This window comes from Acidicapsa borealis (assembly GCF_059115245.1).
Genome location: NZ_JCACNY010000001.1, coordinates 5147619 through 5163989 on the forward strand (window position 1 = coordinate 5147619; position 16371 = coordinate 5163989).

16 protein-coding genes are annotated in these 16371 nt (G+C 59.8%); 5 read left to right on the forward strand and 11 right to left on the reverse strand.

Translation table 11 applies throughout. The features are described 5' to 3' along the window. Positions 1-23 precede the first annotated feature (23 nt). Positions 24-1469, reverse strand: a complete 1446-nt coding sequence (locus AC5S27_RS20900; protein WP_493936493.1) for a M20/M25/M40 family metallo-hydrolase — start codon at positions 1467-1469, stop codon at positions 24-26. 133 nt (positions 1470-1602) lie between these two features. Between AC5S27_RS20900 and AC5S27_RS20905 the strand changes: the two genes are divergently transcribed. The 3 genes from AC5S27_RS20905 to AC5S27_RS20915 all read left to right on the forward strand — a co-directional run bounded on the left by AC5S27_RS20905 (position 1603) and on the right by AC5S27_RS20915 (position 5580). Next, positions 1603-2568 carry a VOC family protein gene (locus AC5S27_RS20905; RefSeq protein WP_493936494.1) on the forward strand — a complete coding sequence of 322 codons (966 nt, stop codon included), beginning with the start codon at positions 1603-1605 and terminating at the stop codon, positions 2566-2568. A gap of 135 nt (positions 2569-2703) precedes the next feature. Then, positions 2704-4179 carry an Asp-tRNA(Asn)/Glu-tRNA(Gln) amidotransferase subunit GatB gene (gene gatB, locus AC5S27_RS20910; RefSeq protein WP_493936495.1) on the forward strand — a complete coding sequence of 492 codons (1476 nt, stop codon included), beginning with the start codon at positions 2704-2706 and terminating at the stop codon, positions 4177-4179. 321 nt (positions 4180-4500) lie between these two features. Then, positions 4501-5580 (forward strand): bifunctional transcriptional activator/DNA repair enzyme AdaA, encoded by a 1080-nt coding sequence (locus AC5S27_RS20915; protein WP_493936496.1) that lies wholly within the window; start codon positions 4501-4503, stop codon positions 5578-5580. Positions 5581-5652: 72 nt separating this feature from the next. Here the strand turns inward: AC5S27_RS20915 and AC5S27_RS20920 are convergent, their stop codons facing one another. From AC5S27_RS20920 to AC5S27_RS20940, 5 genes are all read right to left on the reverse strand, one after another. Continuing rightward, on the reverse strand, positions 5653-6402 hold the full coding sequence (locus tag AC5S27_RS20920) for an SDR family NAD(P)-dependent oxidoreductase (protein ID WP_493936497.1): 750 nt from the start codon (positions 6400-6402) through the stop codon (positions 5653-5655). Between the two features lie 138 nt (positions 6403-6540). Further along, positions 6541-6864: an ArsR/SmtB family transcription factor gene (locus AC5S27_RS20925; protein ID WP_493936498.1), complete on the reverse strand. Its 324-nt coding sequence runs from the start codon at positions 6862-6864 to the stop codon at positions 6541-6543. 191 nt (positions 6865-7055) lie between these two features. Further along, complete coding sequence (locus tag AC5S27_RS20930) at positions 7056-7424, reverse strand: type II toxin-antitoxin system VapC family toxin (protein ID WP_493936499.1); 369 nt, start codon at positions 7422-7424, stop codon at positions 7056-7058. Between the two features lie 7 nt (positions 7425-7431). Next, positions 7432-7626: a type II toxin-antitoxin system VapB family antitoxin gene (locus tag AC5S27_RS20935; RefSeq protein ID WP_493936500.1), complete on the reverse strand. Its 195-nt coding sequence runs from the start codon at positions 7624-7626 to the stop codon at positions 7432-7434. Positions 7627-7677: 51 nt separating this feature from the next. After that, positions 7678-8601, reverse strand: a complete 924-nt coding sequence (locus AC5S27_RS20940; protein ID WP_493936501.1) for an ArsR/SmtB family transcription factor — start codon at positions 8599-8601, stop codon at positions 7678-7680. A 57-nt stretch (positions 8602-8658) separates the two neighbouring features. Between AC5S27_RS20940 and ahcY the strand changes: the two genes are divergently transcribed. Then, the gene (gene ahcY, locus AC5S27_RS20945; protein WP_493936502.1) at positions 8659-10119 is read left to right on the forward strand and encodes an adenosylhomocysteinase; all 1461 of its coding nucleotides are present in this window, start codon (positions 8659-8661) and stop codon (positions 10117-10119) included. A gap of 97 nt (positions 10120-10216) precedes the next feature. Here the strand turns inward: ahcY and AC5S27_RS20950 are convergent, their stop codons facing one another. The 4 genes from AC5S27_RS20950 to AC5S27_RS20965 all read right to left on the reverse strand — a co-directional run bounded on the left by AC5S27_RS20950 (position 10217) and on the right by AC5S27_RS20965 (position 14124). After that, positions 10217-10774, reverse strand: coding sequence for a hypothetical protein (locus tag AC5S27_RS20950; RefSeq protein WP_493936503.1), 558 nt, complete (start codon positions 10772-10774; stop codon positions 10217-10219). Positions 10775-10838: 64 nt separating this feature from the next. Then, complete coding sequence (locus tag AC5S27_RS20955; protein ID WP_493936504.1) at positions 10839-11417, reverse strand: hypothetical protein; 579 nt, start codon at positions 11415-11417, stop codon at positions 10839-10841. Between the two features lie 74 nt (positions 11418-11491). Beyond that, the gene (locus AC5S27_RS20960) at positions 11492-13630 is read right to left on the reverse strand and encodes a M56 family metallopeptidase (RefSeq protein ID WP_493936505.1); all 2139 of its coding nucleotides are present in this window, start codon (positions 13628-13630) and stop codon (positions 11492-11494) included. After that, positions 13630-14124: a BlaI/MecI/CopY family transcriptional regulator gene (locus tag AC5S27_RS20965; RefSeq protein WP_493936506.1), complete on the reverse strand. Its 495-nt coding sequence runs from the start codon at positions 14122-14124 to the stop codon at positions 13630-13632. Before AC5S27_RS20965 ends, AC5S27_RS20960 begins: the two co-directional genes overlap by 1 nt. A 166-nt stretch (positions 14125-14290) precedes the next feature. On the opposite strand from AC5S27_RS20965, the gene AC5S27_RS20970 reads away from it, so the two are divergent. Further along, the gene (locus AC5S27_RS20970) at positions 14291-14653 is read left to right on the forward strand and encodes an FmdB family zinc ribbon protein (RefSeq protein ID WP_493936507.1); all 363 of its coding nucleotides are present in this window, start codon (positions 14291-14293) and stop codon (positions 14651-14653) included. Positions 14654-14874: 221 nt separating this feature from the next. On the opposite strand, the gene purF is transcribed toward AC5S27_RS20970, so the two are convergent. After that, positions 14875-16323 carry an amidophosphoribosyltransferase gene (gene purF / locus AC5S27_RS20975; protein WP_493937347.1) on the reverse strand — a complete coding sequence of 483 codons (1449 nt, stop codon included), beginning with the start codon at positions 16321-16323 and terminating at the stop codon, positions 14875-14877. Between the last annotated feature and the right edge of the window lie 48 nt (positions 16324-16371).

Here is a 16371-nt window from a genome sequence, read left to right on the forward strand (position 1 = left end):
GACTGGCGTTGTTACTGGCCAACTCACTTCCCACCCAGCGCCCTAACATACGCATACATAAACTCAACCGCCTTCGTATACGAATCCACCGGCAGCCGCTCATCCTGCCCATGCGCGCGATCATCATCCCGCTCCAGCGCCACCCCCGAAAACCCATACGTAGGAATGCCCGCCTGCGCAAAGTAGATCGAGTCAGAAGCGCCATTCTCCATCACCGGCGTGACAGGCGTACCCGGCCATATCTGGTTCACTAATTTTGTGAGCGGATCGAAGACCTCAGGCAGCGGCGGAGGCGGCACAATCGCCTTCCTCTCCGGAGCCACATCGGCCACCACTCCCGCATCCGAAACATACTTCACCACCAGCTTCGCATCGCCAAACACCTGCATCAGCTCCTTGCGAATCTGCTCCGGCGAATGCCCCGGAAAGATACGGCAATTCACATTCGCCTGCGCCGTCTGCGCCAGCGCATTCGGAGCATGTCCCGCAGCCAGCCGCGTCGCTACACATGTGGTCCGGAAGCTCGAATTGAAGTCCGGATCAGCCGACAACCGCGCCGCAGCAGCCGTGTCCGGCGGCGTCGCCAATATCGCGCGAAGATCAGCCGCCGTCTGCCCCGACTTCTGCTTCGCGAAAGCCTCAAAGTAAGCCCGCGTCACACCGTTCAACTCAAACGGAAAGCTGTAAGCAGCCAGCTTGTTCAACGCCGTCGTCAACTCATAGATCGCATTGTCCGCGCGAGGCCGCGAGCTATGCCCGCCCGGGTTCAGCGCCGTCACCTGGAAGTCGGCATAGATCTTCTCCGTAGCCTCCACATCGGCCACCACAGGCTTGCCGTTCTCAAGCTCCACGCCACCGGAATCAGGATTGATCACATACGCCGCATCCACCAGTTCGCGATGATTCTCCACCAGCCATGAAGCACCGTTGAACGCGCCGCTTTCCTCATCCGCCGTCAGCGCCAGAATCAGGTCCCGCGCAGGCTTGTACCCATCGCGATGCAGATGCAGAAACGCCGCCACCAGCGAAGCGTCCGACTCCTTCATATCCTGCGTGCCGCGCCCGTAGTAATACCCATCCTTCTCCACAAACTGGAACGGATCGGTATGCCAATCCTTAGGCAGCGCCTCGACAACATCCATGTGGCAAAGGAACAAAATAGGCTTAGCATTCCCCGTCCCATGAATGCGCACCACAAGATTCTTCTTCCGCTCATCCGGCCCCAGCAACTGCACATCGGCAGCCGGAAAACCCGCATCCAGAAAGCGCTTCTGCATCGCCGCAGTCCCGTTGGTCACGTTGCCCAGCGGCGTATCCGTCGTGTTGATCTCAATCAACTGCTTGAAGATCGCAACAGCCTCTTTGTGGTCAGCATCCGAGAGAGGCGTAACTGTCTGAGCCGGCGCGGTAGCAAAGGCCATGCCAGCCAGCGCCAGCATGGCAAAGGAACGGGAAAGAGAAATCAACATTCCGCGATTGTACGAGATCACCCGTAAGCCCGAACGCTACAACACCGCTAAAGGCTTTTACTTCACGCGAAACAGTTTGCGTGCAACCCGCCCAAGGGCCTATCGTGTTGTCGCATCGCCTGAGAGGAATTCCATGCATCTGAAGTTCGCAGCGTCACTCATACTCGTTGGTTCCACGTTGGCTTTCCACGTTGTCGCGCAAGCCGCCTCTCACCCGCGCCCAAAGATCACGGGCATCTCGCACCTCGCCTCGTACACAACCGATCCAAAAGCCACCGAACACTACTACGTCGACATCATCGGCGCCGCCAAACAGCCCGATCCTGAAAACAAAGCCGGCGTCCGCTACGCCATTAACGCAACGCAATTCGTTGAAGTCCTCCCACTGCCCGCCAACGCAGGCGTAAACCGCCTGGACCACACCGGCTGGAACACCGAAAGCGCAGAAGGCATGCGCCTCTACCTCGCCGACAAAGGCTGGAAGACCCCGGCGAAAGTCACCCACAACAGCGACGGCAGCCAGTCCTTCCGCGTCTCGGATCCCGAAGGCAACATCGTCGAATTTGTACAGCCGTCGGCGAACGCTAAGGCCCCCAACGCCCCGCACGTCATCGGCAAGCATGTCATCCACGTAGGCTTCCTCGTCCACTCACGCGAGGTCGAAGACAAGTTCTACAGAGACCTGCTCGGCTTCCGCCCCTACTGGTTCGGCGGCATGCAGGAAGGCAAAATCGACTGGGTCTCGCAGCAGGCCCCCGAAAGCCACGACTGGCTCGAATACATGCTCGCCAGCGGCAAGCTCGACATGTCCGGCACTGGAATTCCAGCAGGCATGAGCCAACAGGCGCTGGGCGTCCTCGACCACCTGTCGATCGGCGTCGTCTCGGTGCCCGAAAGCTACAAGCAGCTCCAGGCCGAAAACCGCCTCCCCGCCCCCGGCGAAAAAATCCACACCGACCAGCACACCCAGATCGGCAAAGACGGCAAATACCAGTTCAACCTCTACGACCCCGACGGCATCCGCCTGGAGTTGATGAACTTCCACGCCACCGACAAGCCCTGCTGCTCCCCCTTCACCGCCGACGACCCAACGCCGTAAACGCTTCGTCCTCAACGTTCCCTTTGTTTGTCATTCCCTTAGTTGTCATTCCCCTTTGGTTGTCATTCCCGAAGGGAATCTGCTTTTCCCCCAGCCACCGCCGCCCACCGCGCCACGATATAAACTGAAACAATCATGAGCGCCACCGCAGCCCTGAGCCCGGCAATTCTGGCCAAATACGAAGTCGTCATCGGCCTCGAAGTCCACGTGCAACTCCTCACCGCCACCAAGGCCTTCTGCGGCTGCGCGAACCAGTACGGCTCCGCCCCCAACACCAACGTCTGCCCGGTCTGCCTAGCCCTGCCCGGCGCCCTGCCCGTTCTGAACCGGAAGGCCGTGGAACTGGCGGCGTTGACCGGTCTGGCCCTGAACTGCACCGTGAACGAGCGCAGCATCTTCGCGCGCAAAAATTACTTCTACCCCGATTCACCCAAGGGCTACCAGATCTCGCAATTCGACAAGCCGATCTGCGAAAACGGCTACATCGACATCTCGACACCCGATGGAACCAAGCGCATCGGTGTCACCCGCGCGCATCTCGAAGACGACGCCGGCAAGAGCATTCATGACGGCTTTGCTGATTCGGCGACGCGCACTTACGTCGACCTGAATCGCGCCGGCACCCCGCTGGTCGAAATCGTCTCCGAGCCCGACATGCGCACCCCGGACGAAGCCTACGAGTACCTCACCAAGCTCAAAGAGATCCTGCTCTTCGCCGGGGTCTCTGACGTGAACATGGAAGAGGGCTCGCTGCGCTGCGACGCCAACGTGAGCATCATGCCGCGCGGAGCCAAGAAGTTCGGCACCAAGGTGGAAGTCAAAAACGTCAACAGCTTCCGCTACATCCGGTCGGCGCTGGAATATGAGATCGAGCGCCAGATCGAAGTCGTCGAAGCCGGCGGCATCATCAAGCAGGAAACGCGCCTCTGGAACCAGGCCGAAGGCCGCACCTTCCCCATGCGCTCGAAAGAGCAGGCGCACGATTACCGATACTTTCCTGAGCCTGACCTGCCGCCGCTGATCGTCTCGCCCGAGTGGCTGGCCGAGATCTCCGCCACCATGCCGGAGCTGCCGGAGGCACGCCGCAGGCGAATGATTGGCGAATATGACCTGACCCAGCAGGACGCCGAAACGCTTACCGCGACGCGCGAGTTCGCCGACCGCTTTGAAGCCGTCGCACGCACGGCAAAGAGCCCGCGCCGCGTCGCGAATCTGCTGCTTTCCGAACTCGGTGGACGCCTCAAAGCCGCCGGTCTTGAGCTCGAACAGTCGCCCATCAGTCTGCCCGGAATCGTGCAGGCCGCCGACCTACTCGAAGAAAACAAGATCAGCTCCAAGCAGCTCAAGCAGCTTTTCGACGTCTGCTTCGAAAACGGCGAGGACTTCCCAGCCGTTTACGAGCGCGAAAAGCCGCAGCAGATCACCGACGTCAGCGCCATCGAAGCGCTGATCGATCAGGTCATCGCCGCCAATCCGGCCCAGGTCGCGCAGTACGAAGGCGGCAAAAAGACCGTCGCCGGATTCTTCGTCGGGCAGGTCATGCGCGCCTCCAAGGGCCAGGCCAACCCGGCGCTACTGAATGAGCTTGTCGCAAAAAAGCTCGACGCCTAGCTTACGTCGCTGAGGGAAGGTTCCACGTGGAACACTCCCTCAGCTCAAGCAGCCGGAAAACCAAAATTGTTCCACGCGGAGCATTTCTCGGCGAACGGAAAAGGCCCGAAATGGCTTTGTTGGAAGTCATTTCTTTTGTGTCACTTGCAGTTGCGTTGGAATTATGCGTTTTGTGCCTCATTACAGCGAATGGGGATTTACCCTTCCTGAACGGCTGTCGAACAAGCGTGGAACAATTCTCGTAGAACAAATCCGTACAAAGCGAATTGCTGGCAAGATGCGGATAGTTGACGGGCGCGGTATTGGCGCAGGATGGTATCCATGATGACCACCGAACTCGCCACTCTGCCTCAACAAAACGCCGAAGAACAAGCCTGGCAGCAGCTGCTCGCTCGCGACCCGAAAGCTGCGTTTTTCTACGGAGTCGCGACCACCGGCGTCTACTGCAGGCCGGATTGCAAGAGCCGTCGCCCGTTGCGCGAAAACACTCGCTTTTTCGCGAATCCCGCAGAGGCCCGAGCGGCAGGATTTCGCGCCTGCCAGCGCTGCCACCCTGACGAGCCGAAGCCGCAGGACGCTGTTGCTCGCATGTGCGCTTATCTTGAGGCGCGCATCGACCGGCCTGTACGGCTGGCCGAGCTGGGTAAGCTGATCGGCAGGAGCCCTTTTACTGCGCAGCGGCTCTTTACGGAAGGTATGTCTGTCAGCCCGGCCGCATATCAGCGCGCCATCCGCGCTAACGGGTTTCGCGGACAGTTGCGCAGCCAGCCCGAAGGAGAATCGAAGGTGACGACTGCTATTTATGAAGCAGGGTACGGCTCCAGCAGCCGGGCTTACGAAAGCAGTCCTTTGGGCATGACCCCCGGCAAGTTTCTCGCTGGCGGACGCGGTGAGAAGATCGGCTTTGCTGTTGCCGAGAGTTCGGTTTCGCCTGAACTGGGCTGGATCATCGTTGGCGGGACGGAGCGCGGCATCTGCTGGCTGGCGCTTGCTGAGTCCGCCGAAGCAGCCGAGGCCAGCCTGCGCGAGGAGTTCCCCGCTGCCGAGCTTCATGCCGATCCTGCGCTGCAGAAGTCGGTCGATGGAATCCTGCAGAACATCTACGGCAACTCCGGCAAGCAGACGACGCTGCCGCTCGATCTGCGCGGCACTGCGTTCCAGCTCCGCGTATGGAAAGCGCTTCAAGAGATCCCCGCTGGCGAGACCCGCACCTACAGCCAACTCGCCGCGGAGATGGGCATTCCCCGTTCTACGCGTGCCGTGGCTCGCGCCTGCGCGTTGAATCGCGTTTCTGTTCTCGTCCCGTGCCACCGCGTCGTCGGCGCGAGTGGCTCTCTCACCGGGTACCGTTGGGGGGTTGAACGCAAACGCCAACTGCTGGCATCGGAAAAGCGCAGCTGAACGCGAAACGCCCTGTACCGCTCAAGACAATGCAGGCGATACAGGGCGTTTTTGTTCATCCACAGCCAGGTCTTACAGTCGCGAACCGCCGGATGCATGGATTGTCTGCCCGGTTACCCAACCGGAGTCGTCCGAAGCCAGAAAGACTGCGATATCCGCGATGTCCTTCGGTTGCCCGATGCGGCCGAGCGGTGTACGCACGATCTGTTCCTTGTGGAAGTCGCTGCCGACAACGCCAGCCGTATGTGTGCCTTCGGTCTCAACCAATCCGGGATTCAGCGAGTTGACGCGAATTCCCTTGGCTCCGAGTTCCGCCGCAAGCGATTTAGTGATCGTGTCCACGGCGCCCTTGGTGGCGCTATACACCGAGAAAGAGGGTACGCCGCCAGCCGCCACCGAACCGATGTTGATCACGCTGCCGCCTTTGGGGGAAAACTGCGCAATCGCTGCCTTGGTGGTCAGCAACAGGCCCAGCACGTTGACGTTAAACTGCTTGTGAAAGTGCTCCGGCGTAACGCTATCGATCGCCCCAAACTCATAGATGCCGGCGTTGTTGACCAGCACGTCGATGGGGCCGTACTTCTTCACCACTGCGTCAATCAGGCCGGGAATACTCTCCGGTTCGCCCACGTTAGCCTGAACCGCAAATGCCTTGCCGCCGGCCGCCGTGATTTCATTGACAACCTTGTTTGCGCCCTCGGCGCTGGTCGAATAGTTCACCGCAACCGACGCGCCATTAGCGGCCAGTTCCTTCGCGATCGACGCGCCAATACCCTTGGAAGCGCCCGTTACCAACGCCACTTTGCCATTCAGTTTGCTCATCACACATCTCCTTGTATCGAAATCCGCCGGGGTTTATCACTTGCTCAACCGTTCGACATTTCGATAACCGTCTAATTGATGTCGCGCGAGTCGAAGAAGATTCAACAGCGCCAAAGAATTATTCTTGGCGATTTTGGATTAGAGGTTATTCAGGTCTGCGAGGAAGGCGCTCCACACGTCGCGGCGGAGGCTCAGCTTGGCATATTTGCCTTCGCGTTCGATGTGGATCAGCCCGGCAGTTTCGAGTTCCTTCAAGTGATGCGACAGTGTCGCTGCGCTGATGGGCAGAGATTCGCGCATATCGGAACACGCAGCAGGCTGCCCGCAGACGCATTGTCCCAGCCGCTCCACGATCTCCATGCGCCGCGGATCTCCCAGCGCTTTGAAGATGGCGAGACGCTGCGCAGCTGTCAGTTCGATCTTCCGCCCAGCTTCCGTTTCGTTCTGAGATTGCAATTTCATTGGAACAACCCCGTCACCTTCCTGCCGTCGCGCGCAAGAGGACAACAATAACCATCTCTTAGATTGGATGCTACAGCAGCCGGAATGACCCAGCGGTCAGCATTTGTCCGCGGCCTATCGTGGTGCGTCGAAACAGTTGACGCTGGTGTCGTTGCGAACGCGCGAGGTTGACCAGCCTCTTCAAGCTAGCCTCACGGTAAGTTGGAACTCACGCCCAGGTCAGCCGCAATTTTTTCGAGACGGCTGTCACGTGTCCACAAGAGCGTTCCAGGGGTGAGAAGGCATGATGCTAACAGGTGTGCGTCGGTGAGGCCGATGCCTCTCGAAAAGAGTGAGTGCGCCTCGATCATATGACGGACGACAGCGACCGACGCGACTGTAACTGAAAGTAAAGCATCCAACTGCGCAAGCCGCTGATGCCGGTTGCGGAGTGACCCCAAAGCGATCTCCGCAACGATGTAGGGATGCATTGCGATCTGGCCCTGGGTGAGAAAGACGGACATCCGGGGATCTCCCTGACGGAGATGGTCCACCCAGACGGAAGTGTCAGCGAGGATCATATGTGGATCAGAGAGAGACTCGCAGCCGCTTGATATCTTCCAGATCCGGTTCGCTTCCGCCGACTGCAGCCAGACGTCGCGAGGCTTCGAGATGAATCAATGCCTTCAATGCCTCACGCAGCAGGGCTGATCGTTCGGTAACGCCGCTGTATTCCTGGGCCTCCGCAACGAGTGCATCGTCCAACGCTACTGTCGCTCGCATAGAATCTCCTTCACCAACTTTAGCACCAAATGGTGAAAATCATAGGACGTATTATTTTTGTGCGACGGCGAGCAGTGTTTGGAACTGCGGCATCTCTGGTTCTTTATGGACGACGGAAGTTTCGGCGTGCGCGAAGCCGGCACGGGTCAGCATCGACTCCATATCGGTTTCGGTAAAGCCGAGCCACTCGTCGGCGTAGACTTCGCGGGCTTCTTCGTAGCGATGCTGCAGCAGGTCTAGAATCACGACGCGGCCGCCGGGCTTGAGGATGCGGCAGGCTTCGCGCAATGCGCCCTCCGGGTGCAGCGCATGGTGCAGCGACTGGGAGAAGAAGACGAGATCGACGACACCATCGTCGATGGGCACTTCTTCCATATCGCCCTGACGGTATTCAACGTTGGTGACGCCGTGGCGCTGAACGAGTTCGCGGCCGACCTCGATCATGCGCGCGGACGTATCGACGGCGATGACCTTGGTTGCACGCTGAGCGAGCAGTAATGCGAAGGCTCCTTCGCCAGCGCCTAGATCGGCGATGACCATGGGGGGCATGAGCCGGAGCAGCGCTTCGGCAATGCCTTTCCAGCTTTTGCCCGGGACATAATCCTTGCCTAGGCGGCCGGCTACGCTGTCAAAGAAGCTGCGCATGCGGTCCTGGCGCTTCTTGACGACGCGGCGCATGGTGGCCTGGTCGGTTCCCGCTTCGGGAATTTCTGGCCTGGCCTGATCGAGCAGGCGCTCGACGATTCCCTCGCCATCCTCTATCGTCAGCCGGTAGAGGCTGTTTTTGCCGACGCGCCTGTCCTCGACCAGTCCGGCCTGCTTCAGTTGCGAGAGGTGCGTGGAGATGGTGCTCTGGCCCATGGCCAGGATCTCCTGCAGCTCGGCCACTGACAGCTCTTCACCCTGCAAGAGCAGCAGGATGCGGAGCCGGTTTGGGTCGGACACAACTCGAAGGATTTTGACAATTGACGGCATAGGGGAAATCTGTTTACATCAAGATATCACGATGTGACGATACAAGGAGAATTCCGCATGGCTACCGCAACGCTCGACATCATTGCCCCCGAATCGAAAACTGGCGACTTCAAAGTCGCCGATCTGTCCCTCGCCGAGTGGGGCCGCAAGGAACTCGACATTGCCGAGCACGAGATGCCCGGACTGCTTTCGATTCGCAACAAATACGCCGCGGGCAAGCCGCTGGCCGGCGTTCGCATTACCGGCTCGCTGCACATGACGATCCAGACGGCTGTGCTGATCGAGACGCTGGTTGCGCTCGGCGCCGACGTGCGCTGGGCGAGCTGCAACATCTTCTCGACGCAGGATCATGCCGCTGCGGCCATCGCTGCCGCCGGCGTTCCGGTCTTCGCATGGAAGGGTGAGAGCCTTGAAGAGTACTGGTGGTGCACGTACCAGGCGCTGAATCACCGCGACGGTCAAGGTCCCCAGCTTGTCGTCGATGACGGCGGCGACGTGACCCTGCTGATCCACAAAGGATATGAGCTTGAGAACGGCGATGATTGGGTTAACTCGCCCTCTGAGAGCCATGAAGAGTCGGTCATCAAGGATCTGCTCAAGAAGGTTTACGCGGAAGATCCGCAGCACTGGCACAATGTTGTGGCCGGATGGCGCGGCGTATCGGAAGAGACCACGACCGGCGTTCACCGCCTGTACAAGATGATGGAGCAGGGCAAGCTGCTGGTGCCTGCGATCAACGTCAACGACTCGGTGACCAAGTCGAAGTTCGACAACCTTTACGGCTGCCGCGAGTCGCTGGTGGACGGCATCAAGCGCGCGACCGATGTGATGGTTGCGGGCAAAGTCGCGGTCGTGTGCGGCTATGGCGATGTGGGCAAGGGTTCGGCGGCTTCACTGCGCGGTCTTGGCGCTCGCGTGATCGTGACTGAAGTGGATCCGATCAACGCCCTGCAGGCTGCAATGGAAGGGTACGAAGTCACCACGCTTGAAGACACGCTTGGCCGCGGCGACATCTACGTGACCTGCACCGGCAATCTGGACATCATCACGTTCGAGCACATGCAGTTGATGAAGGACCAGGCGATTGTCTGCAACATTGGCCACTTCGACAACGAGATCCAGATCGACCGGCTGAACCAGGCTTCCGGCGTGGAGCGCATCAACGTCAAGCCGCAGGTGGACCGCTACAACTTTGCTGCTGAGGGTGACAAGAAGGCGCACAGCATCTTCGTGCTGGCGGAAGGCCGGTTGGTCAACCTTGGTTGCGCTACTGGGCATCCTAGCTTCGTGATGAGCAACAGCTTTGCCAACCAGACGCTGGCACAGCTTGACCTCTGGGCGAACAAGGACACCTATAAGATCGGCGTCTACGTGCTGCCTAAGAAGCTGGACGAGGAAGTTGCGCGGCTGCATCTGGAGAAGATCGGCGTCAAGCTCACGACGCTGAGCAAGAAGCAGGCTGACTATCTCGGCGTGCCGGTGGAAGGCCCCTACAAGGGCGAGACCTATCGCTACTAACTCCGCAGATCAACGCAGCAAAAAGCCCCGGAGCAATCCGGGGCTTTTTGTTTTGTTGTAAATCACGACGATGATAGCTCTTTGCAAGGGTATGGCTTCATAGTTCGTAGGACAACTCTGCCCATTCGGCCCAGTGAATGCAATCGACTGGATTTGCGTTGATGCCATCCTGAACGGCTTGGACAAGCGACTCAGGCACCCAGCTGAAAATTCGATCTTTTGAATACAAAAACCAAGTATCCCACGGTGGAGCATCCTTAATATCGAAGAAACCCTCTGAAGCTACTTCAGCAGCTCCGTCCTCTACAGTTTCCATTGGCTCGTAAATGAGAAGCTTGCCGTTCAACTGCACTTGCGCTTGATCGATGAGCAATATGTTTGCATCGCGAAGCAAAGCTGAACGCCTTTGATTGATCGTGGAGACCGCCTGACGGTAGCTGTCACGTTTGGCCTCAACCCAAGCTTCTATGCCGATCTCATCGAATGACGGAACGCTAAGGATAGCCGAAGGATTGAGTTCAACGCTGCGAAGCTGGTTGCCTGACAATGACCGGCGGGAGCACCAGGTTACTGCTTCAGAAAGCAATTGCAAGATAGCGGGCGAAGGTTCTAGCTTCTGGGCAAAATTCGTCTTCGCTATCCCTAGAGAGATCATTTGTCCAGCATACTTCTACTCACTGCAAAAACGAATTGAACGTAATTCTCTTGCGAACATTCAATTACTTATCGTTCGGGTCGGGGACCATGACTGCGTGCGGATCGACCTTGGGGATGCCGAAGTGGCCGCTTAGATGCAGCAGCTCAACTGGCTTTAGATCGCAGGCTACCTGGATTACGTTCAGGTTCTTTACTCCGCGGGTCATCACTGTGATGCCGTCTACGTCCATGCCATTCATGTGCAGCCAGAGGTCGGTGGTGGTGCCGTCCTGCTCGGCGAACTGCTGCTTCTTGCCGTGCGCGTCGACCAGGTGCTTCCACCCGGCGGCGCGGTAGGCTGCCGACAGATGGGCCATCGCATCCGGCGCGTAGACTGCGGGAAATTTGTAGCGATAGTTGTCGTATCCGATGCTGGTGATGGCGGCAGCAGCGCGCTCCGGCGACAGGCCCTGCGACTCCAGCACGCCGCGCACCCCTTGCAGCATGGACCGGTCGAAGACGAGGCCGAAGTGGGTCGGGGTCTGATCTGCGAGCGTCGCAAAGGTCTCATTGACGCCCGGCGGAATCTGGGCGGAAGCAGTCGAGATCAGCGCCGCAGATGCGAGAACAGTAAGCAGAATGGATGGCACACGGACACGCATACGCAAGAACTCCTGCCCGGTTAGACACAACCCTGAGGCAGGAGTTTTGCTGTTGTTGGATTTTTCTGGCGGAATTACTCGACCGGTTTGGCCCTGCCGTCTTTTACGGCCTGGTCAATGACCGACTTCAGCTTCTTCGCGGCTTCCTCGGCCTTGCGGCCTTGCTCTTCGCCGATCTTGCCCATTTCCTCGCCGATCGTGCCCATGCGTTCACCAATTTCGCCCTGACGTTCGCCGATTTCGCCCTGCTTCTCGCCGATCTGGCCCTGGATTTCGCCGAGGCGCTCCTGAATTTCACCGACCCGCTCCTGAATTGCCTGCAGCTTTTCCTGGGTCAAATTCACTTTCAGGTCTTCCGTGATCTTCACGGTATTCAGCTTCGCCAGCTCAGCAGTCAGCTTATCCATCTGGGCTTTGAACTCGGGTGAATCGAGCTTCACCGTGGCGTGCTCGGAGGCCACTTTGCTCATCTCTGCCTCAAGCACATGCTGCCTGGCCTCCAGCGCCTTCCGCCGCTCGTCCAATCGCGGGTCGCTCTTGAACATCTCCTTGGCCTGGGCGACGATCTGCGGATCGGTGATCACGTACGCTTTGCCATCGCGCTCGAACCAGATGAAGTGATCGTGATACTTCTCCTTGGCCTTCTTCAGGCCCATGCCGCCGTGGCCGTTCATGGTGATGGTGTTGCCGGAGCCCTGGATGATGGCGATGGCGTCATCGTCGTTGTCGTCGGAGTAGGAGAAGTTGTGCTGGCGGCCTGGAGCAGGCGGCGGTTCTGGCGCCTCGGGCGCTTCGACGGCAGGAGCTGGCTCAACTGTTGGCGGTTCTACATCAGGCGGGGACGGTGGTGCAACATCGGGCACGGGTGGAGGCGGTGGGGGCGCAGCCTGGGCGATGTCTACGGAAAGCACCTGGTCCCCGGTTGCTACGCCGGTTGTCGGGCTGTTTCCCTTCCCGGTCGCCTGAGTCGTTGCGCGCGCGGACTGCGCCGCTTCGACTGCCGGGGCGACCCGTACCAGTGCGATCGCTGCCAGTAAGGCAACCGGCACCACAGCCGCAGCGAGAACTGCATGACGACGTCCGCCGAGAGAAGAGATACCGAAACCACGGGCATTGAGAATGCGCTCAATGCGACCTGAAAGATTGGAATTACGAGCCATCGCTACTCCTGCTGCGGGGGTGAAGAATGATGTTTTTCGCGGTTTGGCCGCGAATTCAAGAAGAATCTGTGCGTAAAAAGCTGGGCTTTCGGATTGCTCCAGGCCGGCGCGATCGCTCAGGGCCTCGCCGAGTTCAGAGAGCTTGCGCTGCAGCCACCAGCCGAGCGGGCTGAACCAGAAGATGGCCGCGTGGACTGCCGCCACCAGTTGCAGGTAAAAGTCGCCCTGCTTCACGTGCGACTGTTCATGCGCGAGCACTACGCGCAGCTTGGCCTCGTCCCAATCCGCGTAGTCGGCCGGAATGAGGACGGTCGAGGCGATCGTGACGGGCGTCGAGAGGTCGGGGCTTACGCGAACCCGTAGCGCCCGCCTGGCCGAGCCCGTGGGAGATCCCAACTCTGCCACCGGGATTGCCCGCCGCCATAGCCGGTAAGCCAATCCCAGTCCGGCGGCCATGCGGAGCAACAGCAGGCCGACCACGGTGAAGTAGGCGGCGAAGGCAATGCGGCGCGCGCGTTTCCAGCTCCAGAAGGGCTCAGCCTTGTGCGCGACAAAGCTGCCTGCCACGGAGAGAGTGGTTGCCGGCTGAGTGAGCTGCGAAATCTGCGCGACCGCTTCCCGCTGGACGGCCACTGCTGGGGATCCGTCCGAGTCGGTCGATCCGGCAGACTTCGTGAGGATCAGCGCGTCGGCGTCTTCGAGAAACGACTGATCTTCATCCTGCCGCTGCACATGCGCGGCTGATGGCTTGGGGATCTTCGTCAGCTGTATTCTTGCTGCCGGAGCTACCGCAGGCGCTTTTGCTGGAGCCGCGGCACCGCCCAGCCACTTCGGAAGATTGTGCAGCGGAATCTGTACTCCGCGGTTTGCGAGGAGCGAGGCCGCAAAGGGTGCGCGCATGACGAACGGCATTGTTGCGGCAGCCAGCAGGACTAGCACCCAGGCCACTTTCTGCGCCGGCAGAGCGCGCATCCGCAGCAGGCGAATGCAGCCCCAGACCACTCCCGCCATCAGCATGGACCGCAGCGCGGCCTCCAGAACCAATGCAAGCATTACTCGCCTCCTGCCTTCTTGTCTGATTGTGCCTTCGCGATGCGCTCCGCCAGCCGCTGTAGCTCCTTGCTGTCCAGCACGGACGAATCGACCATGCCTACCAAGAGTTGTTCGACAGATCCGTCGCAGAACCATTGCAGAATCCGCTTCACCGCGCGGCCTGCCACCATCGGCGCGGCCTCGACCGGCGAATAAATGAAGGTCCGGTTATCGGTGGTGTGCGTTACGTAACCCTTCTCTTCAAGGCGCCGCAGTACGGTGCGCACGGTTGAGTCCTTGAGCGGACGGTCCTGTTTGTCCAGCACCTCGCGCACGCTCTCCGCCGTCATCTTGCCGTGCTGCCACATGAGCTGGAGAATGCTACGCTCCAGTTCACCCAGCTCGGACGGATCGTGTTCCAACAGCTCCAGTCCGTTTTCAGGAGCAATGAGCTCCTGCCCGGCTGCCTCGTCTGCTTGCCCGGAATGATCGCGACCACCTGTAACGTTACTCATCATAATGCTACAAACGGTAACACATGCATAGGGTGAGCACGCAAGCATTATTTTGCGGATTTTTCGTCCGGGCTGGAAGTGCGCACGGAGCAGTGAATCCCGCTTTGGCCGAGGATTGCGGAAACCGCTAGAATCGAGAGAGGGAGAATCTTCCCGGAGGAACGCCTTGCCACTTTATGAATATCGCTGCACGTCGTGCGGCTACAGTTTTGAAAAGATCCAGAGCTTCAAATCCGAGCCGGAAACCGTCTGCCCAAAATGCCAGGGAGTCCTGATTCGTCCGGTCACAGCGCCTGCGCTGCGCTTTGAAGGCGCGGGCTGGTACGTGAACGACTACGCCGGCAAAGGAGGAGCTAAGCCTCCCGCCGCCGCGGGCGAATCCAAGTCGGATTCCGGCTCAGATTCAGGAGCCGCATCGGGATCTGGCGATGCCAAGCCTGCTGCCGCTGCTCCGGCGGCCAGTGCACCTGCCACCGGAACTGCCAGCGCCCCTAGTCCTTCGACTGGCTCCGGCACGCCCTCAGCTTAGCGACTGGAACGCCCAGCAGTCCGGCGTGGGTTTTTGTTGTTTGGATTAAAATTCGCGGAAGTGAGAGCGACAGCCTGACCGGATCGCCTCGAAATCGGTGTCCGCATTGCGCAGCTTCCCACGCGGATTGCACGGCTTCTGACGGGGATTGCGCAACGTGCGACGCCGATTGCACATCGTTGCAGGTAGATTGCGCAAAGGCAGACGCGCTCGTGATCTGGCTAGGTCACTTCCGTGAGCTTGAGCTGGATCTCGTAACGGTCCGATTGCGCTGGCAAAATCTCGTCCACATCGACCCACTGCGTCGGGTAGTTTCCTGTGTAGCAGGCGGTGCAGTAATTGTTGCCGTGAATGCCGGTCTGGCCGATGGGCTGGGGATTCTGCGCGTCGTCACAGCACTTGAGCAGGCCGTCCAGAGAGAGGTAAGCCAGCGTATCGGCCTCGATGAACTGGCGGATTTCTTCGATGGACTTGTTGGCGGCGATGAGGTCGCGTTTCGAAGGCGTGTCCACTCCGTAGAAGCAGGGCGACATGGTGGGCGGACAGCTGATGCGGAGGTGGACTTCCTTGGCTCCGGCACCGCGCACCATGCGAACGATTTTGCGGCTTGTGGTCCCACGGATGATCGAGTCATCGATGAGGATAACTCGTTTGCCTTCCAAGAGATTGCGGACGGGGTTGAGCTTGAGCTTGACGCCGAAATCGCGCACCCGCTGCTCCGGCTCGATGAAGGTTCGGCCAACGTAGTGGTTGCGAATGAGGCCGAAACGGAATGGCACTTTCGCTTCTTCGGCATAACCGAGCGCGGCGGTGACGCCGGAATCGGGCACGGGGACGATGATGTCGGCGGGAACGTGCGATTCGCGGGCGAGCTGGCGGCCCATCTGGTCCCGGCTCTCCTGCACCCAGCGACCGTAGATGCGGCTGTCGGGGCGGGCGAAGTAGACGTGCTCGAAGACGCAGCTGGACTGCGGCACTCCGCTGGCGAACTGGCGCGAGGTGACGCCGTCGGCGGAGACCATGATGAGTTCGCCGGGCTGCACGTCGCGTTCGTACTCTGCGCGGAGCAGGTCAAAGGCGCAGGTTTCGGAGGCGAAAACGATGGTGTCCGGCCCGTCGGGATTCTTGATGCGGCCCATCGAAAGCGGGCGGAAGCCGCGCGGGTCACGGGCGGCGAAGATGCGATCGCGGGTCATCATGACGATGGAGAACGCACCTTCGACCTGGCTGAGCGAGTCGGCCATGGCGTCGACGAGTGAGTTGGCCTTCGAATGGGCGATGAGCTGGACGATGATTTCGGAGTCGGACGTGGTCTGGAAATAGGCTCCGGCGCGTTCGAGCTTGGCTCGGATGTTGCCGAGGTTGACCAGGTTGCCGTTGTGGGCGATGGCGATGAGGCCCTTGGTCGAGTCGACGCGGATGGGCTGGGCGTTGAGCAGCGCTGAATCGCCGGTGGTCGAGTAGCGGGTGTGGCCGATGGACATTTCGCCGGGCAGCTTGGCGAGAACGTCTTCGGTGAAGATTTCCGACACCAGGCCCATGCCCTTGATGTTGCTGAGGTTCTGGCCGTTGGCGGTGGCGATGCCGGCTGACTCCTGCCCGCGGTGCTGCAGGGCATAGAGACCGAGATAGACCTGGCGGGCCGCGTCAGGGTGGCCATAAACGGCCATGACGCCGCACTCTTCGCGGAGTTTTGGGTCTTCGTCGGCAGGGACCAG

Bases quoted from the DNA above. Each gene is read 5' to 3' on its own strand.
- AC5S27_RS20900 (WP_493936493.1), bottom strand. From the start codon at position 1,469: ATGTTGATTTCTCTTTCCCGTTCCTTTGCCATGCTGGCGCTGGCTGGC.
- AC5S27_RS20925 (WP_493936498.1), bottom strand. From the start codon at position 6,864: ATGAAATTGCAATCTCAGAACGAAACGGAAGCTGGGCGGAAGATCGAA.
- AC5S27_RS20920 (WP_493936497.1), bottom strand. From the start codon at position 6,402: ATGAGCAAACTGAATGGCAAAGTGGCGTTGGTAACGGGCGCTTCCAAG.
- AC5S27_RS20930 (WP_493936499.1), bottom strand. From the start codon at position 7,424: ATGATCCTCGCTGACACTTCCGTCTGGGTGGACCATCTCCGTCAGGGA.
- purF (WP_493937347.1), bottom strand. From the start codon at position 16,323: ATGGCCGTTTATGGCCACCCTGACGCGGCCCGCCAGGTCTATCTCGGT.
- AC5S27_RS20905 (WP_493936494.1), top strand. From the start codon at position 1,603: ATGCATCTGAAGTTCGCAGCGTCACTCATACTCGTTGGTTCCACGTTG.
- AC5S27_RS20955 (WP_493936504.1), bottom strand. From the start codon at position 11,417: ATGCGTGTCCGTGTGCCATCCATTCTGCTTACTGTTCTCGCATCTGCG.
- AC5S27_RS20915 (WP_493936496.1), top strand. From the start codon at position 4,501: ATGATGACCACCGAACTCGCCACTCTGCCTCAACAAAACGCCGAAGAA.
- AC5S27_RS20935 (WP_493936500.1), bottom strand. From the start codon at position 7,626: ATGCGAGCGACAGTAGCGTTGGACGATGCACTCGTTGCGGAGGCCCAG.
- ahcY (WP_493936502.1), top strand. From the start codon at position 8,659: ATGGCTACCGCAACGCTCGACATCATTGCCCCCGAATCGAAAACTGGC.
- AC5S27_RS20965 (WP_493936506.1), bottom strand. From the start codon at position 14,124: ATGAGTAACGTTACAGGTGGTCGCGATCATTCCGGGCAAGCAGACGAG.
- AC5S27_RS20950 (WP_493936503.1), bottom strand. From the start codon at position 10,774: ATGATCTCTCTAGGGATAGCGAAGACGAATTTTGCCCAGAAGCTAGAA.
- AC5S27_RS20940 (WP_493936501.1), bottom strand. From the start codon at position 8,601: ATGCCGTCAATTGTCAAAATCCTTCGAGTTGTGTCCGACCCAAACCGG.
- gatB (WP_493936495.1), top strand. From the start codon at position 2,704: ATGAGCGCCACCGCAGCCCTGAGCCCGGCAATTCTGGCCAAATACGAA.
- AC5S27_RS20960 (WP_493936505.1), bottom strand. From the start codon at position 13,630: ATGCTTGCATTGGTTCTGGAGGCCGCGCTGCGGTCCATGCTGATGGCG.